This is a genomic window from Amycolatopsis orientalis DSM 40040 = KCTC 9412 (genome assembly GCF_000478275.1).
Classification (GTDB): domain Bacteria; phylum Actinomycetota; class Actinomycetes; order Mycobacteriales; family Pseudonocardiaceae; genus Amycolatopsis; species Amycolatopsis orientalis.
Genome location: NZ_ASJB01000063.1, coordinates 1 through 24,006 on the forward strand (window position 1 = coordinate 1; position 24,006 = coordinate 24,006).

Here is a 24,006-nt window from a genome sequence, read left to right on the forward strand (position 1 = left end):
ATCCATAACACCGATGGGTGGCTCATCGGCTAGGTCCACTACGGTGCGAAACAATGCATTTAGCCGACTAAATGCGGAAGTCGTCCTCGCGAGAGAACGCGTTTAGTCGACTAAACGCGACGCACGAAAGCGCCCTCCCGGACGGCGACGGCCACCGCCCGCGCCGTGACCCGGGCGTCCGCGGTCGTCACGCCTTCCCGCGACAGGAAAAGCCGGTAGAACATCGGCCCGCACACCGCCCGCACCACCTCGGCCCCATCGGTCCCGGCGGGGGCCTCGCCCCGCGCGACGGCCCGCTCCACGATCGGTGCCATCCGTTCGTGCCGGTCCTGATAGAACCCGTGCAGCGCCTCGGCCGCCTGCGGGGACTGGAACGCCGCCAGCACCGACGCCGTCGGCAGTTCCTTCAGTGCCGGTTCGGTGAAGTAGTGCACGACCTCCGCCGCGATCTCGTACAGGTCGTCTTCGAGCGATCCGGTGTCGGGCGCCTTCCAGTCGTCCTCCGCGCCCATCTGCAGCGCGGCGGCGACGAGACCGTCCGGTGACGACCAGCGCCGGTACACCGTCGTCTTGTGCACTCCGGATCGCTCGGCGACCGCGTCCACGGTCAGTGCGCTGAACCCGCGTTCGGCCAGCAGGTCGAGGGTGGCGTGCAGGACGGCCTGGCGGGTCCGCTCGGTCCGCCCGCCGGGCCGCTGGGTGCCGGAGGTTGCCAATTGCGACTCCTGTTGCGTTAGGGTGCTCAGTATGTCAGACGTCGCACAGCTCGCCGAACTCGTCGGGGACGCGAAGATCGTCGCCATCGGCGAGAACAACCACCACATCCACGAGTTCGGGGACCTGTGCAATCGTTTGCTCCGACACCTCGTCGAGGAGCACGGCTTCCGCGTGGTCGCCTTCGAATCCGGCTTCGCCGAGGGAAAGCTCGTCGACGACTGGCTGCGAGGAGCCTCCGGAGACGTCGCCGACGTCGGCCGCGACGGCTTCACCTTCTCGCTCGGCGAGTCGCCCGAAGCGCACGAAATGCTGACGTGGCTCCGCGAACGCGGTGACGTTCGCTACTTCGGTCTCGACCTGCCGAGTTCCGCGGGCTCGCCCGTGCCGTCGCTCGACGCGGTCCGTGCCTATCTGTCCACTGTGGACGAGAACGCCGTGCACCTCGTCGACGCCGCCATCGAGGCGACGAAGGGTTACGCGTCGGTCAGCAGCGCGGACGCGCCGGGCAAGTACGCCGCCCTCGACGCCGCCACCAGGGACAAGGCGACCGCGGCGCTCACGCGGCTCAAGACGCACCTCGCCTCGTTGCGTCCCGTCTACGGGGACACGGCCGTGGTGGAGCACCATGTCGAAGGAGCGCTGCGCCTCGACGCCTACCTCGCCGAGGTGGCCGCGATGATGACGGGCGGCGCTCCCGCCCTGCAGAGCGGTTCGCGCGACGCGTACATGGCCGAAACCGTCCGCCTGATCCGGCGGCTCCACGGCGACACGAAGATCGTCGTGATGCTCCACAACGGACACCTCCAGCGTGTGCCGTTCTCGCCGTTCCCCGGGCTCACTGCGCCCTCGGCGGGAACGCATCTGGCAGCCGAGTACGGCGACGACTACTTCGCGCTGGCGCTCACCGCGGTCAAGGGCAAGACCACCGGGCTCAAGCCGGATCCGGCCGCACGCCTCGGTTTCACCGTGTACGAACAGGACTTGGACGATCCGGCGGAGGGAAGCGTCGAAGCCGAAGGCACCGGCCTCGTGGATCTCCGCGCGCGACGCGGGACCACGGGACCCCAGAGCATCCGCCACGCGCATATGTTCAACCCCGTCGACGTCGTCGACGCCTTCGACGCGCTGGTCTGCTTCCCGGAATCGACGGTCAGTGGCCATATCCGGCAAGACCAGTCGAACGGGTGACACTCCGGGGTTGCCACGTCCGGGGGACAGGCGTAGAGCCAAGGCATGATCATTCGACTGGTACGGGTCATGGCCGCGCTGGCCCTCGCGGTGTTCCTGGCGCAGCCCGCCTCCGCGACGGAAGTCCAGCAGAACCCGCCGAACTGGGGACTGGACCGGATCGACCAGCGAACCGGTCTCGACCAGCTCTACCACTACGAGACCGACGCCAAGGACGTCACGGTCTACGTGATCGACAGCGGCGTCGACGCGGCGCATCCGGACTTCGGCGGCCGGGTGAAGCCCGGTAAGGACTTCCTCAACGGCGGCACCGACACCTCCGACACCAACGGCCACGGCACCTACCTGGCCGGGGTCGCCGCGTCGAAGACCTTCGGCGTCGCGAAGGGCGCCCAGATCGTCCCCGTGCGGGTGATCGACGCCCAGGGCGGCGGCGCGACGGACAAGATCATCGCGGGGATCGACTGGGTGACGCAGAACGCGCAGCAGCCCGCCGTCGCCGTCCTCGGCATCGGCGGCGCCGCCAACGACCAGCTCGACGCCGCCGTCCGCGCGCTCGCGGCGGTCGTCCCGGTCGCCCTCCCGGCGGGCGGCGAGGCCACCGACGCGGGACAGTTCTCGCCCGGCAGGGTGACCGAAGCGCTCACCGTCGGATCGACCGACGCGAGCGACCAGGTCGGGCCGACGTCGAACTACGGCGAGGTCGTCGACCTCTTCGCCCCCGGCGTGGACGTGCCGGGACCCAACGCCGGGGGCAGCGGCGGCAGGGTGCTGAGCGGGACGTCGTCGGCCGCCGCGCATGTCGCCGGGGTGGCCGCGCTGTACCGGTCCCTGCACCCCACGGCCCCGGCGGCGGACGTCGCGAAGGCGCTCGTGGACCTCGCCGCGGCCGACGTGCTGACCGGGGTCCACGAGGGCACCGCGAACCGGCTGCTGCAGAGTCCGGATTCGCAACTCAGGCGGGGATGACGTCCATCACCTGGACAACGGCTCCCGTCCTCCGGGACCGAACAGGTAACGTGCCTCACCTACCGATCCGATGATGGGAAGGACCGGCATGTTCCGCAAGGTACTGGTCGCCAACCGGGGTGAGATCGCCATCCGCGCGTTCCGCGCCGGATTCGAGCTCGGCGCGGGCACGGTGGCTGTGTTCCCGCACGAAGACCGCAATTCGCTCCACCGGCTGAAGGCCGACGAGGCCTACGAGATCGGCGAACCCGGTCATCCGGTGCGGGCCTATCTGTCGGTCGAGGAGATCGTGGCGGCCGCCAAGAAGGCGGGAGCGGACGCCGTTTACCCCGGCTACGGCTTCCTCTCCGAGAACCCCGACCTCGCGCGCGCGTGCGAGGAAGAAGGCATCACCTTCGTCGGGCCGAGCGCCGACATCCTCGAGCTGACCGGCAACAAGGCCCGCGCGGTCAAGGCCGCCCGCGAGGCCGGGGTGCCGGTCCTGGGCTCCTCCGAACCCTCCTCCGACGTCGACGCGCTGGTCGCCGCCGCCGAAGAGATCGGCTTCCCGGTCTTCGTGAAGGCCGTCGCCGGCGGTGGCGGGCGAGGGATGCGCCGCGTCGGCGACCCCGCGCAGCTGCGCGAGTCCATCGAGGCCGCCGCGCGCGAGGCCGAGTCGGCCTTCGGCGACCCGACGGTGTTCATCGAGAAGGCCGTCGTCGAGCCGCGCCACATCGAGGTCCAGATCCTCGCCGACGGCGAGGGCAACGTGATCCACCTCTACGAGCGCGACTGCTCGGTCCAGCGGCGCCACCAGAAGGTCATCGAGCTGGCCCCGGCGCCGAACCTGCCGTCGGAGCTGCGCGATCGGATCTGTGCCGACGCGGTGAAGTTCGCGCGCCAGATCGGCTACCGCAACGCGGGCACCGTCGAGTTCCTGCTCGACAAGGACGGCAACCACGTCTTCATCGAGATGAACCCGCGGATCCAGGTCGAGCACACGGTGACCGAGGAGGTCACCGACGTCGACCTCGTCCAGTCGCAGCTGCGCATCGCCTCCGGCGAGACACTCGACGACCTCGGGCTGTCGCAGGACAAGGTGTACCTGCGCGGCGCCGCCCTGCAGTGCCGCATCACCACCGAGGATCCCGCCAACGGGTTCCGCCCGGACACCGGGATGATCAGCGCGTACCGCTCGCCCGGCGGTTCCGGTATCCGCCTCGACGGCGGGACGGCGTTCGCCGGTACCGAGATCAGCGCGCACTTCGACTCGCTGCTGGTGAAGCTCAGCTGCCGCGGCCGCGACTTCAAGACCGCCGTCGGCCGCGCCCGCCGCGCCGTCGCGGAGTTCCGGATCCGCGGTGTGGCCACGAACATCCCGTTCCTGCAGGCCGTCCTCGACGACCCGGACTTCCGCGAAGGCCGCGTCACGACGTCGTTCATCGAGGAGCGCCCGCATCTGCTCACCGCGCGCCATTCGGCCGACCGCGGGACCAGGCTGCTGACCTACCTCGCCGACAAGACGGTCAACAAGCCGCACGGGGAGCGTCCGCGGACCCTCGACCCTCAGGTCAAACTGCCGAAGCTGCCGAAGGACCTCGAACCGGCGCCCGGTTCGAAGCAGAAGCTCACCGAACTCGGCCCGGAGGGCTTCGCCCGCTGGCTGCGGGAGTCGCCGACCATCGGCGTCACCGACACCACGTTCCGCGACGCGCACCAGTCGCTGCTCGCCACCCGTGTGCGGACCAAGGACCTGCTGGCCGTCGCGCCGGTCGTCGCCAGGACCACGCCGCAGCTGCTTTCGCTGGAGTGCTGGGGCGGCGCGACCTACGACGTCGCGCTGCGGTTCCTCGCCGAAGACCCGTGGGAGCGGCTGGCGAAGCTGCGGGAAGCAGTGCCGAACATCTGCCTGCAGATGCTGCTGCGCGGCCGCAACACCGTCGGCTACACGCCTTATCCCACCGAGGTGACCCACGCCTTCGTCGAGGAGGCGACGGCGACCGGCATCGACATCTTCCGGATCTTCGACGCGCTCAACGACGTCGAGCAGATGCGCCCGGCGATCGAGGCCGTCCGCGAGACCGGATCCGCCGTCGCCGAGGTCGCGCTCTGCTACACCTCGGATCTGTCGGATCCGGCCGAGAAGCTGTACACCCTGGACTACTACCTCAAGTTGGCGGAGCAGATCGTCGGCGCGGGGGCACACGTCCTGGCCATCAAGGATATGGCGGGCCTGCTGCGGGCACCGGCGGCGGCGCGGCTGGTTTCCGCGCTGCGCAAGGAATTCGACCTCCCGGTGCATATCCACACGCATGACACGGCCGGTGGCCAGCTGGCCACCTACCTCGCCGCGATCCAGGCGGGCGCGGACGCCGTGGACGGTGCCGTCGCGTCCATGGCGGGGACGACGTCGCAGCCGTCGCTGTCGGCACTCGTCGCCGCCACCGACCACTCGGAGCGGCCGACCGGACTGGATCTGCAGGCCATCGGCGACCTGGAGCCGTACTGGGAGAGCGTGCGCAAGATCTACGCGCCGTTCGAGGCAGGGCTCGCCTCGCCGACCGGGCGCGTGTACCACCACGAGATCCCGGGCGGGCAGCTGTCGAACCTGCGCACGCAGGCGATCGCGCTCGGCCTCGGCGAGCGGTTCGAGGACATCGAGGCGATGTACGCGGCCGCGGACCGGATCCTCGGTCACCTGGTGAAGGTCACGCCTTCGTCCAAAGTGGTCGGTGACCTCGCGCTGCACCTCGTCGGCGCCGGTGTCTCGCCGGCGGACTTCGAGGCGGAGCCGAACAAGTTCGACATCCCGGATTCGGTGATCGGCTTCCTGCGCGGCGAGCTGGGCGACCCGCCCGGCGGCTGGCCGGAGCCGTTCCGCACCAAGGCCCTCGAAGGCCGCGCGGAGCCGAAGCCGGTGCAGGAACTGTCCGAAGAGGACCGCAAGGGGCTGGCCGAGAACCGGCGCGCCACGCTCAACCGGCTGCTGTTCCCCGGGCCCACGAAGGACTTCGAGGCGCACCGCGAGCAGTACGGCGACACCTCGGTGCTGCCGTCGAAGGACTTCTTCTACGGGCTGCGCCCGGGGGAGGAGTACTCGGTCGACCTGGAACAGGGTGTCCGGCTGCTGATCGAGCTGGAGGCCATCGGCGAGGCCGACGAGCGCGGCGTGCGCACGGTGATGTCCACGCTCAACGGCCAGCTGCGCCCGATCCAGGTCCGCGACACCTCGATCGCGTCCGACATCCCGGCGACGGAGAAGGCCGACAAGTCCGACGCCCGGCAGATCGCCGCGCCGTTCGCCGGCGTGGTCACGCTGCAGGTGTCCGAGGGCGACGAGGTCGAGGCCGGGGCGACGGTCGCGACCATCGAGGCGATGAAGATGGAGGCGTCGATCACCGCGTCCGTGGGCGGCAAGGTGTCCCGGCGCGCGATCAACGCCGTCCAGCAAGTGGAAGGCGGGGACCTGCTGCTGGTCCTGGAGTGACGTGAGCTGAAAGGGCCCTTCACCGCATGTCACGCGGTGAAGGGCCCTTTCGTCGCGTCTTATGCGGGGAAAGGGCCCTTCAGCCGCTAGCCTGGACCGAGTGCTGATCAACGCCGTACCCCAGTTTCAGGGCGCGCTGACCGAGCGCGCGCCGGAGTTGCCCGAAGGCTGCGTCGCGCTCGCCGAACTGGCCGGTCACGTGCTGGGCGTGCCGGTGCACTACATCCTGCAAAACCGCGAGACCTCGCCCGTGGCCGACGGGATCGCCAACCGCGAGGTGCTCACCGGCCCGAACCGCGCCGCCCAGCTCGCCGCGCTGGAGGCCCCGGGCGGGCCGGTGCTCACCATCGGCGGGGACTGCGGTGTCGAACTCGTGCCGATCGGGGTCGCGCGTTACCGGTTCGGCCCCGGTCTCGGCGTCGCCTGGTTCGACGCGCACCCGGATCTCAACACCGCGGAGACGTCGCCCTCCGGGGCCTTCCACGGCATGGTGCTGCGGTCGCTGCTCGGCGAGGGCGACCCGGATTTCGCCGCGAACCCGCCGGTCGAACCCGGCCGCGTGGTCCTCGCCGGGGCCAGGGTCTTCGACGAGGCCGAGCGCGCCGCGGTCGAACGCGGGCTGGTCGTCGAAACCGCCGACGTCGCGGCCGGACTGTCCGGATCGGACAAGATCTACGTCCACCTCGACCTCGACGTCCTCGATCCCGGCGAGTTCGACGGGCTGAACTGTCCGGAGCCCGGCGGCTTGACGATCGAGCGTCTGGTGGCGATGCTTCGCGGGCTGAACGGCTTCGAGGTCGTCGGCGCGGGGATCACCGAATGCGTGGGCACGAGGGTCCGCGGGCTGGAGCCCGTGCTCGAAGTACTCGGGGAATTGCTCACCGGAAAGCAGTGACGCTCCGTCACCGTCGCATCCCCTTCGGCCGTTCGTACGTACCGCGCGAGGCGATTGCCGGGCATTTGTCATCAAAATTCAGGGATGACCCGTGATTTTGTCACGATGATGACAAGAAAACGGTTTCTTCTGCGGAAGGTGACACATTCGCGAGCGGCTCCGCGATGTGTTCGTTGTCACCTCACGACGATCGTGGGATGTCAGGACGCTGGGCGGAGCAAAGGAGCTGCGATGTCGGTGGAGCGCGGGATCGAACACGCTGCGCAGCCCCCCGCAGCACTGCCGCGCAAGCTGGCCGACATTTTGCGACCGGAACTGGGCAGTCTCGCCAACGAGATCGTCGACGAGATCCGGGCGACCATTCCCGCGTACGCCCGCCCGCTCGACGGGCCCTACGGCAAGTCGATCCGCGCGGGCGTCGAATACGCGATCACGTTGTTCGTCGCCCAGATCGCGGATCCCAGCGTCTCGAAAGAACAGTCCCACGAGGTCCATCACCGCCTGGGCCAGAACGAGATGCGGGAGGGTCGCAGTCTCGACACCCTCCAGTCGGCGTACCGGGTCGGCGCCCGCGTCTCGTGGCGGCGCATCATGCGCGTCGGCCGCCGCAGCGGGCTCTCGTCCGCGGTGATGTCGCAACTGGCCGACGCGATGCTCGCGTTCATGGACGAACTCGCGTCGGTCGCGCTGGACGGCTACCTCGAAGCGAAGGCGCGCACCGCGGGAGCCTTGGACACCTGGCGCCGGAAACTGCTGCACCTGGTGCTGGAAACCCCGCCCGCGCCGTCGAAGGCGATCGCGGAACTCGCCCAGCTGACCGGCTGGACGGTGCCCGAACGCGCGACACCGGTCGTGCTGCACCCGCTCAACGCCACGGTCAGACCCCGGCGGCACAACGCGGTGGATTCGGACGTCTTGGCCGAACTCGACTGCGCCGAGCCGCGTCTGCTCGTTCCCGGCGAGATCTCCGGTGCCCGCCTGGCCACCCTGCAGGCCGCGCTCCCGGACTACCGGCTGTCGATCGGCCCGTGCCGTCAGCTGGATTCCGTCGCCGATTCCCTCCGCTGGGCGCGCGACGCCCTCCGCCTCTCCGAACGCGGGATCATCGAGGCCCGCCGCGTGATCCGCGCCGAAGAACACCTCGCCACCCTGCTCGTGAACGGCGACACCGCGCTGACCTGCCAGCTGCGCGACCGCCTGTTCGCCCCGCTCGCCGGGATGACCGGGAAGCAGCAGGAGCGGCTCCTCGAAACGCTCCGCGCCTGGCTGGACAGTCAGGGCAACGTCGTCGACATCGCCGAGCGGCTGCAGGTCCACCCGCAGACCGTGCGGTACCGCATGCGGCAGTTGCAGGCCACGTTCGGCGAGCATCTGCGTGACCCGGGAGCCCGGTTCGAGATGGAACTCGCGCTGCGGGCGGGTGTCAGTCCTTCCGCGACACCCGAGGGGTACACGCTGCCGGAGGTGCTGCCGTCACCCCGCAAGAGTCCACAGTGGACGCCGAGCGGGTCTTAGTCGCACGGTCGACCGCGCCTCCTGAAGGCGCTCGACGCGGCGCAGCCTCGCAAGTAGTCGACTACTTGCGAGGTCACGACCCTCCGCCGAGGACATTCAGCGGCGCGCCACCGGCGGATCCACGCCTGCGCACTTGCGTTCGGCGTCCCAGGGGAGGCCGACCTGGTTGATCCCGACACACGCCTGGTTCCCCGGCCCGGACGCCATCCCGCTCAGCAGCGAGTCGAGGTCTTCCTTGACGCCACAGCCGGAGAGCGGGGGCAGGGTGAACTCCCGGTAGGCGGGGTCCGGCCACTTCGGATCGGTGCGCACGACGCCGCCGGTGAACATCCCGTACTTCTCGCCGCGGAGGTTGATCCTGATCGGCTCGGCGGTGAAGCAGCGGTCGCCGACATCGAGGCTGACGCCGTTGACGGTGACCTCGCTCAACTTCCCGTAGACCTTGAGCGGGGTGAGGACGGTCGAGCTGCCCTCCGGCTCCGGGATCGACACGCCGTCGACGTCGATGATGTGGTTGCCGGTCGCGTAGTCCTCCGGCAACAGCTCCATGGTCGCGCTGACCGGGACGAAACCGAACCCGAGGAACGTCATCCGGCTCGGCGGCATGATGACGGTGCCGGTGATCTTGCCCGGTCCCTCCGTGTTCTCCAGGTCCACATGCCACACCGCGTTGACCATGAACGCCGGCTTCAGCCGGGCGAACGCGCCGAGTTTGCTGACCGTCGAGGTGCCCTGCAGTTCGAACGGCTGCAGCGCGATCGGGAACAGATCGCCGTCTTCGGGGCTCTCCGCGGCCTTGGCCTCGGCGCCGGGCTTCTTCTGCTCACCCGGCTTGCCGGACTGCGGCTTGGGCTTCCCGAGCGGCAGCAAGGCGACACTGCCGAGCAGTGTGTCCTGATCCGGGTCCTGGGTGCAGGTGATCGGCGCGAGCGGGGTTTCGGCGGCGGTCAGCGCGAGCGAGGGCACGCCGGTGCTCAGCCGCAGTTCGCCCGGCACCTTCAGCTGGATGTCGGGGACCTTGCCCGTCGCGACCAGCTTCAGTTCGCCGGTGGCGGGCACCTTGGTCGCCGGGATCGTCATCGTCACGGGGATCGGGGTCTTCTTGTCCCCGTTCGCGGCCGTGAGCTCGACGGTCGCGCCACCCGCGACCTCGGTGGCGGCGCCGAGTGCTCCTTCGCCGACGGTGAAGGTCAGCGAAAAGTCCTTGACCTGCACCGGTTTTCCGGTTTGGACGACCTTCGGCAAGGTGGCCTTGGTGTCCACTGTGACCGGTCGGCGGCCTGCCGGATCGGGGAAGACGCAGGTGTTCGCGAGACTCAGGTGCGCGGCCGTGGCGCCCTGCGACGGCGCCGGCGACGGGGTGGCCGGATCGGTCGCCGCCGAAGAGGACAGCGTGCCGCTGACCCCGGCCAGCAGGATCACCCCCGCCAGAACGGGAAGCCTCCCGAGTGCCCGGCGAACCTGCTGCGTCATACGGTGTCCTCTCGAGTCCTGCGGTGGAGACCGTGCGGGGCGGGCGTCCCCGCCCCGCACGGATGGTTCATCAGGTGATCGGGATCGCCGGGCTGAACGCCCGGTTCTGTGCCGGATTGGTGTTCTTCACGGTGCAGTTGAAGTTCCACGCGGTCCAGCTGCCGTCCTTCTTGTGGAAGTCCAGCGGCGCGTTGATCGTGGTGCCGAGGGAGATCACGCCCGACCCGGGAGCGCCCGCGGTCAGCGTCGGAACGCTGGTGCCGGCGTCCTGGACGATGTTGAAGGTCCGGGGGCCGGGCACGTACGGGTTGATCTGGGTCGGAACGTCCAGGTTGGACACCGTCGCCGACGTCGGGGTGGCGTTGGTCGCGGTGATCGGCATGTTGGCCTTGCCGCGGACACCGTCGTAGTTGGCGGCGTTGAGCAGCGCGTTGATGGTCGCGTTGATCGTCGCCGTGCCACCGACGCTCGACGGGGTGGCGGTGCCGCCGGAGGCGACCGAGTCCGGCCCGACGAAGCTGGCCTTCACGTCCAGCTGCTGCTGGCCGATGCCGGGGAAGTTGCACATGTAAGCGACGGTGCCGGTGGCGTAGTTGGTCGCGGCCGCGGCCGTTCCGGCGGTGAGCACGGCGACCGCGCCCATCACGATTCCGGTGGTGGCGACGCCTGCTGACAACTTTCCAAGTCTGCGGGACATACCTGTCATCTCCTTTGATCCAGTTTACGTCTCGGACGGCTTTCCCCATGCGCCTTTCGGCGGATTTTTCTGATCAAATATGCTCGACTTGAGCGGGTTATCTCGGGTGGTGGGGTAAACCGATGTTACCCGCGAGTTATGTACGTAACAAGTATTCATGTCGACATGTTTCCGGGTGGGTGAGAAACCCGTTCTTTCTTGTCAATGGGCGCTGAATGCGATTATGAAGTTTGTCGGGGGATGACAAAGAAGCCGCCGATCGGCGGAACCGGGTTAACATTTCCCGCATGGCTTCTGTCAATCGACGATCCACGACGCGGAGCGTGACCGCCACCGCGATTGCCGTAATGATCGCCACGGTTTCCCTTTCCGGTACCGCCCACGCCGCGCCCGCCGGCGAACCGCGGCCGTGGGGAAGCAACGACTACGGGCAGGGGCAGGGCGGGGTGCCCGTTTCGGCACTCGGCGCCAGCGCGGTCTCCGCGGGCGCGCTCACCCATCTGGCCCTCAAGGACGGGGGTGTGATCGCCTGGGGCAACAACAGCTACCAGCAGGCCGACGTCCCGGCCGCGGCCACTTCCGGGGTTTCGGCCATCGCCGCGGGCTGGGCGCATGAACTGGCGCTCAAGAACGGCGGCGTGATCGCCTGGGGCAACGGTTTCTACGGCCAGAACGTCGTCCCGGCCGCCGCGACCTCGGGTGTCACCGCGATCTCCACCAGCGCTTACTTCAACCTGGCGCTCAAAACCAACGGCAGCGTGCTGAGCTGGGGTTCGCGCACCGCAGTCCCCTCGACGGTTTCGTCCGGCGTCTCCGCGATCTCGGCGGGCGGCGACCACGGGCTCGCGCTCAAGAACGGCGGCGTGATCGCCTGGGGAAGTAACGGAAAGGGCCAGATCACGGTGCCCGCGGCGGCCACTTCCGGGGTTTCGGCGATCTCCGCCGGGTTCCGGCACAGCATCGCGCTGAAGAACGGCGGCGTCATCGCGTGGGGTGACAACTTCTACGGCCAGGCGACGGTTCCGCCGGAAGCGCAGTCCGGCGTCGTCGCCATCGACGCCGGCTTCAACCACAACGTCGCGCTGAAGTCCGACGGAAGCGTCTTCGCCTGGGGCTCCAACGTGAAGCAGGAAAGCCGGGACACCAGCACGGAACCGCCGACGGACTTCTGGAAGTTCTCCGGCGTCTGCACCCCGGTCTACGCGGTTTCCGCGGGTGACAGCACCGGCGTCGCTCTGGTGGACCCGAACGCGCCGTACTTCTGCTGAGGCGGCGAGGTCGGCCTCGTGAGTGGTAATGACGGTTAGAACCGTCATTACCACTCACGAGACCGGGCAGTGTCAGAGGTTGGACTTCATGCTCAGGTTGATCGTGTTGTCCGGACCGGAGATCAGCGACCCGAGCGCGAGGTCGTTGATGAAGCAGTCCTTGAACGCCGGGATGGTGAAGGTCCCCGACGACGGGATGGTCGGCGCGAACAGGTCGACGTTCTTCGACACCAGGGTCAGGTCCAGCGGGGTGACCGTCTTGCAGGCGTTCGGCACCGTCGGCAGCGGAATGACCGGCCAGAACAGGCCGACCACGATGTTGTCGATCAGCATGTTCGCCTGCGAGTGGGTGGTCAGGTCGCCGTTGGCCAGCGTGCCGGTGACCGGGCCGGTCGGCTCGATCCGTACCCTGGCCTTGATCTTGAAGACACCCGAGACCAGCGAGATGTTCGCGGTCGAGGGCGGCAGGGACAGATTGCCCCGGATACCGACGTTGTCACCGTCGATGACGAGGGCGCCGTCGAGCTGGCCGGGGCCGAGGTCGAGGGTGCCGCCGGTCTTCTTCACCGTGGTCTTCCCGGTGACGGTGTAGGACACCGGGATCTCCACCGGGTCGTCCGCGAGGGCGGGGGTGGCGGCGAGGCTGCCCGCCATCGCGAGTGCGGACGTGAGTGCGACAACGGTACCGAGACGGCGGCGGGCGGTTTTCGGGCGCGTTCGACCGAACATGGGTTTCTCCTCGTTTTCTCTCCTGTTTTGTACCGCGGACTAAATGAGGAACGACCGGTTTGTCACCGGGGAATGAGGTCGGTGATGACCCAGCTCTCGCCTTCGCGTTCGGCGGTGATCGAAAGCTGTGCGGCGGCCGTCGTCGAAGAATTGTTGTCGGCCCGCGTCGCCGCCTGATCGAGGAATACCAGCAGCCGGGCTTTACCGTCGCCGAGTTCCTGGACGGCGGATGAGGAGACGCGGGTGGTGAGGACCAGTTTCTGCGCTGGAGCCTTTTCCCTGACTTGGGCGAACAGCTGGTTATAGGACTCCAGCGCATTGCCTCTCAGCACCGAAGCGGCCGCCTTTTCGGTGCTCTCGGTCCGGTCATAGGAATAGGAGAAGATCTTGTTGAGCGCCACCGTCACCGCGGAGTTCACCTCGGCTGTCGCGCCGACGTCGGTGAGCGCGGTGTTGGCCGCCGACGGCGCCGCCGAGATCGACCTCGCCTCCAGCGTGAACCACACTCCCGCCGCCACCAGTACCGCCGCCGCGACCAGCAGGATCAGCGACGGCTTCGGCCGCCGGGACGGCTTCCCGGTGGTCTCTTCGGTGGTCTCGTCGGCGGTGGGTTCGGGTTCGGCCGTGACCTCCGGCTCGGTCCCGGGTTCGGCATGGGCGTCGGTGTCGGCCGTGGCGGTCATCGCGCACCCACCGGGAGCTGGTCGAGCGCGCTGAGCCGCCAGCCTTCGGCGGTCCTGGTCAGCCCGGCGGCGAACCGGTTGCGCTTGGTCGTCGGCGCGGCGCCTTCCCGGGCCAGGGTGATCTCGACCGAGGCCAGCATCTTGGCCGTTCCCGCGTGGTCGTCCAGTTCACTGATCGCCGCGTCGAGCACCTTGCCGGTCGACACCGTCGCGTCCTTGGTCAGCGCCTGCTTCGTCGCGTCGTCGGTCTTGCCCAGCTGATCGCGCAGCGGGCCGGTCGACGCGGCGAGCCAGTCGGCGATGCCCTGGTCGATGCGGTGGTGGTCGAGGCTGGTCAGCCGGGCGACGAGTTCACGTCCGGACCTCAGTGCCTCGTCGCGTGAGTTCCCATAGGTCACGGCCTCGGAGCTCGTCGCGGTGAACCAGGTGTACCCGGCCCAGCCGGCGAACGCGCAGGCCGCGGTGAACACGGCGATCGCGATCTTCAGTTGCGCAGCCACAACATCTCCTCGAGGCTGGTGGACGTCGGCTGGCCGTCGGCACCGAACCCGCCGGGAACGGCGGCGGGCGGGACGCCGCCCTTCGGCGCGTTCTGCGAGCCGCGGACCGAACTCGGGTCGCCCTTTTCGAGCGTGCACGCGGCGCCGGTGTTGAACGGCAGCGGTGAGAGTTCTTTGCTGCTGCGGATCTTCGTGCCTTCGTAGCCCTTGGTGCACGGCATCGGATCGAAGAAGGTCAGTGCCAGGCCGATCTTCCCGGATTCGCCGTCGATCGCCGCGTCGACCGCGGAGACGGCCTTCGGGGTGTTGATCAGCAGCTGCCGGAGGCCGTCGGTGCGCGCGGAGAACACGTGTGACGTGGTGAGCAGGTTCGCCAGCAGGATCGGCAGTCCCGGTTCGTTGTCCCGCAGCAGGCCGGAGAGCTGGGTCGCCGCGTCCGGCGCGGTCGCGATCAGCCTGCGGAGGTCACCGTCCGAACGTGACAGTTGTTCGGCGAACTGCTTGGCGTTGTCGCTGAACTGCCGCCAGGCCTGCGACGAGTCCACCTGTGTCTTCAGCACGGTGGAGCCGTCCGTGAGCAGTTTCTCCGTCTGCGGCAGGTGGTTCGCCGCCTGCTTGGTGAAGTCGGTGGTGGTGTCGAGCAGCACCTGGAGGTTCGCACCGGAACCACGCAGGGCGTTGTCGAGTTCGTCGACCACGATCCGCAGATCCTCGGTCGGCACGGACGCGGTCAGCGAGTCCAGATCGGTCAGCAGATGCTGCACCGGGAGCGGGACGCTCGTCGCCTCCCGCGGGATGACCGAACCGTCGGCGAGGAACGGCCCGTCGCCGGTGCGCGGCTGCAGGTCGACGAACTGTTCGCCGACCGCCGACCGGTTCGCCACGACCGCCCGGGAGTTCGCCGGGATCGGTGGCGCGTCGTCGTCGATCAGCAGATCCGCCTCCATCCCGCCGTCGGTGAGCCGCAGTTCCCCGACCCGGCCGACGGCGACACCGCGGTAGGTCACCTCGCCGTTGGTGAACAGGCCCCCGCCGTCGGTCAGCGCGAGTTTCACGGTGTACCCGGTGGCCCCGAAGAGCCGGTCGAGTCCCGCGTAGTTGGCGCCGACGAACGCCGTCGTGGCCAGCGCGATGATGACGAACGCGAGCACCTGGATCCGGACACGGGTGGTGAGCATCAGCTACCTCCGGACGACGGTAGCGGCAGGGTCGGGAGTCCCGGCGGGACACCTTCGCCCGGGGGCGGGAGTTCGACGCCCGGACCGGGGATGAGGGTCGCGTAGACGTTCAGGTAGTCGCCTTTGATCCCGTCGAGGACGGCGTCGGTGAACGGGAACGTCGGCAGGATCTCCAGCGACCGCGGCAGGCTCTCCCCGGCGTCGGCCAGCCGTTTGAGGATCGGCGCGAGCGCGGTCAGGTCGGCGACGAGGTCGTCCCGGCTCTTCTTGATCACGTCGACGCCGACCCCGGAAAGCCGGTCCAGTGCCTGGAGCATCGAGACCAGCTGGGTGCGCTGCTCCGACAGGCTCTTGAGGCCGGGGGTGAGGTCGGTGAGCGCGCCTTCGACCTGCTTCTTCCGGTTGGCCAGCGTCGCCGACAGCCGGTTGAGCCCGTCGAGCGCCGAGGTGATTTCGGAGCGGTGCGAGTCCAGGTTGGACACCAGCTGCTCCACAGTGGACAGGAACGAGCGGATCTCCTCCTCGTTGCCGTCCATCACCTTCGACAGTTCGCGGTTGATGGTCTGCAGCTGGCCGATCCCGCCGCCGTTGAGCAGCAGGGAAAGCGCGCCGAAGACCTCCTCGAACTCCGGATTGCGGTTCGTGCTCGCGACGGGGATCACCGCGCCGTCGCCGAGCCTGCCCTCCGGCTTCGCCGCACTCGGCGCGAGTTCGATGAACTTCTCGCCGAGCAGACTGGACTGCCGCAGCCGGGCGAGGGCGTTGGCGGGCAGGTGGACGTCGCCGTTGACCGCCAGGACGGTTTCGGCCGTCCAGCCGTCGTCGCCGAGCCGGATCGTCTCCACCCGGCCGACCGGGACGTCGCCGACCTTCACCGCGGCCTGCGGGACCAGGTCGAGTACGTCGGCGAACTGCACGGTCACCCGGTACGGATGGTCGCCGATGTCCGCGCCGCCCGGAAGCGGCAGGTCGTAGACGCCCTTGAACTCGGTGGAACAGCCGGTGAGCGCGACACAGCACGCGGCGAGCACGGCGGTCGCCCGTTTCGCGGTCATCAGCGCCCCCCGGTGTAGGTGTCGCCGGCGACCGGCAGCGGGAGCGGCGCGTAGTCGAGCAGGTTGCCGCGTCCCTGCAGCTTCCCGGTCTTCGGATCGACGGCTTCGAGCACGTTCGTCACCGCCAGCGGGATCGTGTCGAGGGTCTCCGCCAGCGCGGCGCGCTTGTCGACCAGTGTCCCGGTCGTCACCGCGAGCTTGTCCACATTGGACTTGATCAGCGCCCGGTTGTCCCGGATGAACTGCTGGATCTCCGCCAGCGCGCCGCCGAGGCCGTTGAGCGCGCGGGAGAGTTCGTTCTTGTTGCTCGCCAGCGTGCCGGTCACCGAGGCGAGCTGCCGGTTGATCTCGCTGACGTTCCGGTCGTTGGTCGCCAGCATCGTGGTGAACCGCTGCAGTTCGTCGACGGTGGCGAACAGGTTCTCCGAGTTCCCGGACAGGGTCCTGGCGAGTTCGGCGAAGTTGCGCACGGACTCGTTGAACGGCTTGCCGTTGCCCTGCAGGTTCTTCGCGCCGGTGCGCAGCAGCTCCGAGAGCGCGCCGTCGGCGTTCGCGCCCTGGGGGCCGAGCGCCTTGGCGAGGGTGTCGAGGCTGGAGTAGAGCTGGTCGAGCTCCACCGGCGTCCCGGTGCGCTCGACCGGGATCACCGCGCCGTCGTCCAGCCGGTTCCCGGCGCGGGTGAGCTTGGTGAACTGGACGTACCGGTCGGCCACCACGCTCGGTGCGACGACCAGGACGTTCGTGTCGGCCGCGATCGGCGTCGCACCGTCGACGGTCAGCACGACCTCGACCTGTTCCCCGCGCGGGTTCACCGATTCGACCTGGCCGACCCGGACGCCGAGCACCCGTACGTCCGATCCACTGTAGACACCGACCGCGCGCGAGAAGTACACCGTGACGCGGTCGAGGCCGGCGCCGGAGAAGATCCACCAGAGACCGCCGACGACGGCCAGCGCGAGTACCAGCGCCAGGGTGACGAACCTGCTGGTCATCGACGACCTCCGGGGATCGGCGGGGTGCAGGGATCCCGGTTCTCCGGGATGAGCCCGCACAGGTAGCTGTCCACCCAGCGCCCGTTGCCGACGGTGTTGTTCACCACGCGGAAGTACGGCGCGGCGAGGTCGAGGCTCTTGGCGAGGTTGTCGTTCTGCCGCTGAAGGATGTCGGTCACCTCTCCGAGCTGACCGAGGACACCGCTGAGCTGGTCCTTGTTGTCCCGCACCAGCCCGGAAAGCTGCTTGGCGAGTTCCTGCGAGCCGGTGAGCAGGTCGTGGATCGCCTGCCGCCGGTTGTCCAGTTCGGTCAGCAGGAGGTTGCCGTCCGCGAGGAGCTTGGCGAAGTCTTCGTTCGAGTTCGCGAGCGTCGTCGTGAGCCCGTGCGCGTTGGTGAGCAGGCTGGCGAGTTCGTTGTCCCTGGAGGACACGGTCTTCGACAGCGACGTCAGCCCGTCGAGTGCCTTCCGGATGTGCTCCGGAGAGTTCTTGAACGTGTCGCTGAGCGTGGTGAAGCTTTCCGCGAGCTGGTCGGTGTCGATCGCGCCCGCGGTGTCGGCCAGCCCGTTGAACGCCTCCGTGACGTCGTAGGGCGTCACGGTGCGGGTGCGGGGGATGACCTGCTTCGGGTTCTGCACGGCCTCGCCGGTCGGGCGCAGCGCGAGGAACTTCCGGCCCAGCAGGGTCTTGATCTTGATCTCGGCGGCGGTCCGGTCGCCGACCCACGCGTCCTTGACCCGGAAGCTGACCACCACATGGTCTTCGGCCAGCGCGACGTCGCTCACCTCGCCGACCTTGATCCCGGCGATGCGGACCTCGTCGTCGGCCTGCAACCCGGCCGCTTCGGAGAATTCGGCCTGGTAGGTGGTCCCGGAGCCGATGATCGGCAGGTTCTCGTAGTTGAGCGTCGCGACCAGCAACCCGGCCGCGACGGCGCTGCCGACGAGACCGATGACGATCGGGTTCCGCTCCTTGAAGGGTTTCACGACGTGCACCTCTCCGCCGTCGCCGGGACCCCGCGGGGAGGGTCGCTCCGGAGGACGGCCGAGCACAGGTAGAAGTTCATCCACGATCCATAGGAGCTGATCCGCCCCATTTCGTTCAGCTTCCCCGGGAGAACGGTGAGGAACTCCTCGACCTGGGCCTTCCCGCTTTCGGTCGTCAGCTGGCCGGACAGCAGGCCGAGCCCGTGGATGCTGTCCTTGAGCGGCTTCCTGCCCTGTTCCAGCAGTCCGGCCGTGGCGGTGGTGAGGCCCGCGAGCCCGGAGACCGCCTCGCCGATCTCGGCGCGGTCACCGGCCAGGCCGGAGACCAGTTCCCGCAGGGTGGAGACCAAAGTGGACAGTGCGTCGCCCTTGCCGTTGATGGTCTTCAGCACCGTGTCCAGGTTCGTGATCACGTCGCCGATCACCTTGTCGCGGCCCGCGAGCGTGGTGGTCAGCGAACCCGTGTGCGCCAACAGGCTTTCCACCGTGCCGCCCTCGCCCTGCAGCACCTGGACGATCTCGCCGGAAAGCTGGTTGACGTCCTTGGGGGACAGGGCCTGGAACAGCGGCTTGAACCCGTTGAAGAGTTCCGTGAGGTCCAGCGCGGGAGTGGTGCGCTCCAGCGGGATCTCCGCCCCGGGCTCCAGCACCCCGGCGGCGCCCTTGCCGCGTTCGAGCGCGATGTAGCGCTGGCCCACCATGTTGCGGTACTTGATCACCGCGGTCACGTCGGCGGGCAGCCGCCGCTGGGAGTCGAGGGTGAACCTGACCCTGGCCAGGCTGTGGTCGGCGATCTCCAGTTCCTCGATCTGGCCGACCCGCACGCCGGAGATCCGGACGTCGTCGCCGACGTTCAGCGACGTCGCGTCGAGGAACTTGGCGCTGTAGGTCCTGGTGTCGCCGAGGCCGGTGTTGGTGATGGACACCGCCAGCAGCACCGTCGCCAGTGTCGTGACGACGACGAAGATCAGCCCCTTGATCAGCGGGCTCACGAAGTTCCTCATCGCAGGGTCACCTCCGTACCCCGGTAGAGCGGGCCGACGAGCACGCTGCCCCAGGCGGGGACCTGCGCGGCCGGGACGCCGATCGACGGGGCCACCAGTGTGGAGATCAGTTCCCGTTCCTGTGGCGAGTTCGCCGGGCCGAGATCGCCGTCCGCGACCGGTTTCGCGCCGTTGCCGCTCACTTCGATCCCGGGGTTCATCAGCCCGTTCGTCGGGTAGCAACGCGGCTCACCGGTGGCGTTGTAGACCGGATCGTCCTTGCCCGGCACGTACTTGCCGCGGGGCTGGGTGACGGTGATCTCCACATGCAGGCCGGGTTCGTCGGTGCCCGCCCCCAGCACCTTGTCCATCTGTGGTTTCAGCTTGGCCAGCGCGTCCAGCGTGCAGGCGAAACTCGGCGAGTACTTCGCGGCGACCTCGAGCGGCGCCCGGCTGTCGGCCGCGAGCGCGATGATGTTGGCGCGGTTGTTCGCGAGGAACGTCGTGACGTGCTGGGAGGACGACGTCACCTGCTGGTACACGGTCGCCAGCTCGGCACGTTTCTCGTGCAGGGTGTCGAGGGTGACCGCCGACGCGCTGAGCGCGTCCAGCAGATCCGGCGCGATGTCGCCGTACAGCCGCGAAACCGTCGCGAGGTCACGGATGTTGTCGTTCAGCGCCGGGAGGTTCGGGTTGAAGTCCTTCAGATACGCGGCCGCGGTGGCCAGGGTGTCGCCGATCTGGTCGCCGCGGCCCTCCAGCGCGGTGGAGACCGTGGTCAAGGTGGTGGCGAGCTTCTGCGGCTGCACCGCCTTGAGCAGCGGCAACAGGTTGTCGAAGACGCGTTCCAGTTCGATCGCGTTGGCCGACCGGTCCTGGGTGATCACGTCGCCCGAGGCCAGCGGCGCCGCCGCCGAACCGTCCGGAATGGACAGTTGCACGTACCGCTCGCCGAACAGCGTCTTCGGCACGAGCAGCGCGGACACGTTCTTCGGCAGCTGGGAGACCTTGCCGGGCTCCATCGCCAGGTCGATCTCCGCGCCGCCGGGCGTCGCGCGGACACCGCGGATCTCGCCGACCACCACACCACGCGCCTTGACCTGCCCGCCCGTGCGCAACTGGTTGCCGACCCGGTCCGCCTGCAGTGTCACCGGCACGGATTCGACGAAATCCTTGCGGTAGATCTTGATCGACAGCAGCACGAGCGCGGACATCACCACGAGGAACAGCACCCCCGCTGTCCTGACCCCGGCCTTGCGCAGCCCGCGCCGGCTCATCCAGCCACCTGCACCGTCGTGGTCGCGCCCCAGATCGCGAGGCTGAGGAAGAAGTCCAGCACGCTGACCGCCACGATCGCCGTCCGCACCCCGCGTCCGACGGCGACCCCGACCCCCGCCGGGCCGCCGCTCGCGCGGAAACCGTAGTAGCAGTGGGCGAGCACGATCACGACGCTGAACACCAGCACCTTGCCGAACGACCAGAGCACGTCGCCGGGTGGCAGGAACAGCAGGAAGTAGTGGTCGTAGGTGCCCGCGGACTGGCCGTAGAACCAGACGGTGATCTGGCGCGACGCGAGATAGGAGGTCAGCAGGCCGATCGCGTACAACGGGATGACCGCGAGGAAGCCCGCGATGATCCGGGTGGTCACCAGGTACGGGACGCTGGGGATGCCCATCACCTCGAGCGCGTCGATCTCCTCGGAGATCCGCATCGCGCCCAGCTGCGCGGTGAAGCCGCAGCCGACGGTGGCGGACAGCGCCAGTCCCGCGACGAGCGGGGCGATCTCGCGCGTGTTGAAGTACGCGGACACGAATCCGGCGAACGCCGACGTGCCGACCTGGTTGAGCGCCGAGTAACCCTGGAGCCCGACGACCGTGCCGGTGAACACGGTCATCCCGATCATCACGCCGATCGTGCCGCCGATGACCGCGAGCGCGCCGCTGCCGAAGCTGACTTCGGCCAGCAAGCGGGTGATCTCGCGGAGGTAGCGGTGGAGCGCGCGGGGGACCCAGGCGAGCGCCTTGAGGAAGAAGAGGATCTGGTCGCCGAGCGTGTCCAGGAAGCCGAACCGGCGGTCCACGGCTTCGCGGACCCGTGCCGTCCGTGTCGGTGAAGTGGTCGTGACCATCAGCTGCCCTTCGCCGGGACGAGCTGCAGGTAAAGCGTCGTCAGCACCAGGTTCAACAGGAACAAGAGGAGGAACGTGATCACCACGGATTGGTTCACCGCGTCACCGACGCCTTTCGGGCCGCCTTTCGGATTGAGCCCGCGATAGGACGCGACGATCGCCGCGACGAAACCGAAGATGACCGCCTTGATCTCGCTGATCCAGAGGTCCGGCAGTTGCGCGAGCGCGGAGAAACTGGCCAGATACGCACCCGGTGTCCCATTCTGCATGATGACGTTGAAAAAATAACCGCCGAGGACGCCGACCACGCTGACCATTCCATTGAGGAATGCGGCGACCCCCATCGCGGCGAGCACCCTCGGCACGATCAGGCGCTGGATCGGGGAGACCCCGAGCACCTCCATCGCGTCTATCTCCTCGCGGATCGTGCGGGAGCCGAGGTCCGCGCACATCGCCGATCCGCCGGCACCCGCGATCAGCAGCGCTGTCACGATCGGGCTGGCCTGCTGGATGATCGCGAGCACACTGGCCGCGCCGGTGAAGGACTGCGCGCCGATCTGCGCGGTCAGCGACCCGATGTGCAGCGCGATCACCGCGCCGAACGGGATCGCGACCAGCGCCGTCGGCAGGATCGAGACACTCGCGATGAACCAGAACTGCTGGATCAGCTCGCGGGCCTGGAACGGCCGCCGGAAAGTCAGGCGGACGACGTCGAGGCCGAGTGAGTAGAGCCTGCCGGTCTCCCGGAGCGCACCCGCGCCGGGAAATGAGGGTGCGTTAGTCCGGACGCCCACGCCGACCCTCCAGTTTTCCGGGCACGGCGAATACACCCCAGGTTGCGCAATTCCTTTGCTCCGAATGGCGGAACGGAATCGTTGAATAGGGTCAACGGGGTGTTACCGTGCGGTTTCCTACTGGTCGGTACGCTAATCACGCGCCTGCTTGGTGACAAGAACTTCGGTGTGATCAAGACATCACGTCCTGGTAACCGGTGAATTCTTGTCCCTTTATGACAAAGGCGGACCGGGATCTTGTCCGTTCTTTCGTGTTCGGCGTCGACTGGTCCGTTCGGGGCGCGCCCGGCGGTGTCACGCGGGGTGGTCGCGCGGAGCTGAAGGGGCCTTTCCTCTCATTAGACGCGGTGAAGGGCGCTTTCCTCGCATGAGATGCGGGGAAAGCGCCCTTCACCCCCTGCTGAACCCCTGACCACGATCCGTGAAGGACTCACGACCGAACTCCCTGGGGCTCCAGGCTGGGGCGTCCTTCATTGCACCCTTTTTCATCTGAGGTTCCGAGGGAGTGGGGTCGTGAGTGTTGAGTGTCGTTAGAACGACACTTACCGCTCACGACCCGCTGTGCCGGCCACCCCACGGAGACTCACCGAGGCGGCACAAGGCCCAGGCGGTCAGCGCGCCAGGTTGGCGACCAGTTCGTAGGACCGCACCCGGTCCGCCTGGTCGTGCACCATGGTCGTGATCATCAGCTCGTTCGCGTCCGTGTCGGCCAGCAGCGTCTCCAGTCCCTTGTGGACGGTCTCGGGCGAACCGATGACGCTGCTCGAAGCCCGGTCCTCGATGAACACGCGCTCGATGTCGGTGTACGGATAGGCCGCGGCCTCTTCCGGCGTCGGCAGCGGGATGGGACGCCCCTTGCGCAGGCTGAGGAAGGTCAGGCTGCTGGGCCCGGCCAGGTACTGGGCCCGTTCGTCGGTCTCGGCGGCTATCACGGACACGCCGAGCATCACGTACGGCTCGTCCAGGACGTCCGACGGTTTGAACGAGTCGCGGTAGAGCGCCACGGCGGGAAGCGTGTTCTCGGCGCTGAAGTGGTGCGCGAACGAGAACGGCAGGCCCAGTTCGCCCGCCATCCGCGCGCTGAAGCCGCTCGACCCGAGCAGCCACACCGGCGGCTTGTTGCCCTCGGCGGTCACGGCGTTGACGGCGCGCTGGTCGGAGTGCTCGAAGTAGGCCAGCAGTTCCGCGAACTGCTGCGGGAAGTTCTCCGCGGTGAGCCCGCCGGGTCCCCGCAGCGCCAGCGCGGTCCGCTGGTCGGTGCCGGGGGCGCGGCCGATGCCGAGGTCGATCCGGCCGGGGTGGAACGCCTCCAGGGTGCCGAACTGCTCGGCCACCACCAGCGGCGCGTGGTTCGGCAGCATGACCCCGCCGGAGCCCACCCGGATGCGTTCGGTGGCGGCGGCGACCTGGCCGATCATCACGGCGGTCGCGGAGCTGGCGATCCCGGGCATGTTGTGGTGCTCGGCGAGCCAGTAGCGGTGATAGCCCAGTGCCTCGGTGCGGCGGGCGAGGTCGAGGGTGTTGCGCAGCGAGTCGCCAACGCCGCCCCCGGCCACGACGGGCGAGAGGTCGAGCACGGACAGCGGGATGTCAGGCAAGGAGGTCACGCACCGGTACAACGCGGCCGTCACCCTATCCCTTCCCGGTCCGGGGCGGCGCTCCTCACAGTTGCCGGTCAAGCGATCGAAATTAACGGACACGATGGACCCGGTACCTCGCGAACTTCGTCCGTTTCCACGGTACGGTTGCCCCTTAAATGGGACCGTGGGAAAACCACTGAAAAGAAAGGA

At 68.5% G+C, this 24,006-nt stretch carries 21 protein-coding genes; 6 read left to right on the plus strand and 15 right to left on the minus strand.

From position 1 onward, the window contains the following. Positions 1–110: 110 nt before the first annotated feature. Complete coding sequence (locus L324_RS21460; protein WP_037311378.1) at positions 111–716, minus strand: TetR/AcrR family transcriptional regulator; 606 nt, start codon at positions 714–716, stop codon at positions 111–113. 31 nt (positions 717–747) lie between these two features. On the opposite strand from L324_RS21460, the gene L324_RS21465 reads away from it, so the two are divergent. The 5 genes from L324_RS21465 to L324_RS21485 all read left to right on the plus strand — a co-directional run bounded on the left by L324_RS21465 (position 748) and on the right by L324_RS21485 (position 8,750). After that, complete coding sequence (locus L324_RS21465; protein WP_037311382.1) at positions 748–1,905, plus strand: erythromycin esterase family protein; 1,158 nt, start codon at positions 748–750, stop codon at positions 1,903–1,905. A gap of 69 nt (positions 1,906–1,974) precedes the next feature. Further along, on the plus strand, positions 1,975–2,874 hold the full coding sequence (locus L324_RS21470; protein WP_037311386.1) for a S8 family peptidase: 900 nt from the start codon (positions 1,975–1,977) through the stop codon (positions 2,872–2,874). An 88-nt stretch (positions 2,875–2,962) separates the two neighbouring features. After that, positions 2,963–6,340, plus strand: a complete 3,378-nt coding sequence (locus L324_RS21475; RefSeq protein ID WP_037311535.1) for a pyruvate carboxylase — start codon at positions 2,963–2,965, stop codon at positions 6,338–6,340. A gap of 100 nt (positions 6,341–6,440) precedes the next feature. Continuing rightward, positions 6,441–7,235, plus strand: coding sequence for an arginase family protein (locus L324_RS21480; RefSeq protein WP_037311390.1), 795 nt, complete (start codon positions 6,441–6,443; stop codon positions 7,233–7,235). 231 nt (positions 7,236–7,466) lie between these two features. After that, positions 7,467–8,750, plus strand: coding sequence for a PucR family transcriptional regulator (locus tag L324_RS21485; RefSeq protein ID WP_037311394.1), 1,284 nt, complete (start codon positions 7,467–7,469; stop codon positions 8,748–8,750). 96 nt (positions 8,751–8,846) lie between these two features. Here the strand turns inward: L324_RS21485 and L324_RS21490 are convergent, their stop codons facing one another. After that, on the minus strand, positions 8,847–10,223 hold the full coding sequence (locus L324_RS21490) for a DUF6801 domain-containing protein (RefSeq protein WP_037311397.1): 1,377 nt from the start codon (positions 10,221–10,223) through the stop codon (positions 8,847–8,849). Between the two features lie 70 nt (positions 10,224–10,293). Further along, entirely contained in the window at positions 10,294–10,899 is a 606-nt protein-coding gene (locus tag L324_RS21495; RefSeq protein ID WP_235783603.1) for a DUF6801 domain-containing protein, read from the minus strand. A 368-nt stretch (positions 10,900–11,267) separates the two neighbouring features. Between L324_RS21495 and L324_RS21500 the strand changes: the two genes are divergently transcribed. Further along, complete coding sequence (locus tag L324_RS21500) at positions 11,268–12,188, plus strand: RCC1 domain-containing protein (RefSeq protein WP_037311405.1); 921 nt, start codon at positions 11,268–11,270, stop codon at positions 12,186–12,188. A 72-nt stretch (positions 12,189–12,260) separates the two neighbouring features. On the opposite strand, the gene L324_RS21505 is transcribed toward L324_RS21500, so the two are convergent. The 12 genes from L324_RS21505 to L324_RS21560 form a co-directional block, all read right to left on the minus strand. After that, complete coding sequence (locus tag L324_RS21505) at positions 12,261–12,917, minus strand: hypothetical protein (RefSeq protein WP_037311409.1); 657 nt, start codon at positions 12,915–12,917, stop codon at positions 12,261–12,263. 62 nt (positions 12,918–12,979) lie between these two features. After that, a complete protein-coding gene (locus L324_RS21510; RefSeq protein WP_037311413.1) occupies positions 12,980–13,600 on the minus strand; it encodes a hypothetical protein in 621 nt (206 codons plus the stop codon). Next, positions 13,597–14,100: an Rv1363c family protein gene (locus L324_RS21515; protein ID WP_037311416.1), complete on the minus strand. Its 504-nt coding sequence runs from the start codon at positions 14,098–14,100 to the stop codon at positions 13,597–13,599. The genes L324_RS21510 and L324_RS21515 overlap by 4 nt, the downstream gene beginning before the upstream one ends. Next, positions 14,085–15,278, minus strand: a complete 1,194-nt coding sequence (locus L324_RS21520) for an MCE family protein (protein ID WP_037311419.1) — start codon at positions 15,276–15,278, stop codon at positions 14,085–14,087. Before L324_RS21520 ends, L324_RS21515 begins: the two co-directional genes overlap by 16 nt. Beyond that, positions 15,278–16,333 carry an MCE family protein gene (locus L324_RS21525; RefSeq protein ID WP_037311422.1) on the minus strand — a complete coding sequence of 352 codons (1,056 nt, stop codon included), beginning with the start codon at positions 16,331–16,333 and terminating at the stop codon, positions 15,278–15,280. Before L324_RS21525 ends, L324_RS21520 begins: the two co-directional genes overlap by 1 nt. Then, positions 16,333–17,325 (minus strand): MCE family protein, encoded by a 993-nt coding sequence (locus L324_RS21530; protein ID WP_037311425.1) that lies wholly within the window; start codon positions 17,323–17,325, stop codon positions 16,333–16,335. The genes L324_RS21525 and L324_RS21530 overlap by 1 nt, the downstream gene beginning before the upstream one ends. Next, entirely contained in the window at positions 17,322–18,311 is a 990-nt protein-coding gene (locus L324_RS21535) for an MCE family protein (RefSeq protein ID WP_037311538.1), read from the minus strand. The genes L324_RS21530 and L324_RS21535 overlap by 4 nt, the downstream gene beginning before the upstream one ends. Further along, positions 18,308–19,315 (minus strand): MCE family protein, encoded by a 1,008-nt coding sequence (locus L324_RS21540; protein ID WP_037311428.1) that lies wholly within the window; start codon positions 19,313–19,315, stop codon positions 18,308–18,310. Before L324_RS21540 ends, L324_RS21535 begins: the two co-directional genes overlap by 4 nt. Next, positions 19,312–20,571: an MCE family protein gene (locus tag L324_RS21545; RefSeq protein ID WP_037311431.1), complete on the minus strand. Its 1,260-nt coding sequence runs from the start codon at positions 20,569–20,571 to the stop codon at positions 19,312–19,314. Before L324_RS21545 ends, L324_RS21540 begins: the two co-directional genes overlap by 4 nt. Further along, entirely contained in the window at positions 20,568–21,422 is an 855-nt protein-coding gene (locus tag L324_RS21550) for an MlaE family ABC transporter permease (RefSeq protein WP_037311434.1), read from the minus strand. The genes L324_RS21545 and L324_RS21550 overlap by 4 nt, the downstream gene beginning before the upstream one ends. Next, a complete protein-coding gene (locus L324_RS21555) occupies positions 21,422–22,216 on the minus strand; it encodes an MlaE family ABC transporter permease (protein WP_037311541.1) in 795 nt (264 codons plus the stop codon). Before L324_RS21555 ends, L324_RS21550 begins: the two co-directional genes overlap by 1 nt. A 611-nt stretch (positions 22,217–22,827) precedes the next feature. Continuing rightward, the gene (locus L324_RS21560; RefSeq protein WP_173426386.1) at positions 22,828–23,823 is read right to left on the minus strand and encodes an LLM class flavin-dependent oxidoreductase; all 996 of its coding nucleotides are present in this window, start codon (positions 23,821–23,823) and stop codon (positions 22,828–22,830) included. Positions 23,824–24,006: the final 183 nt, after the last annotated feature.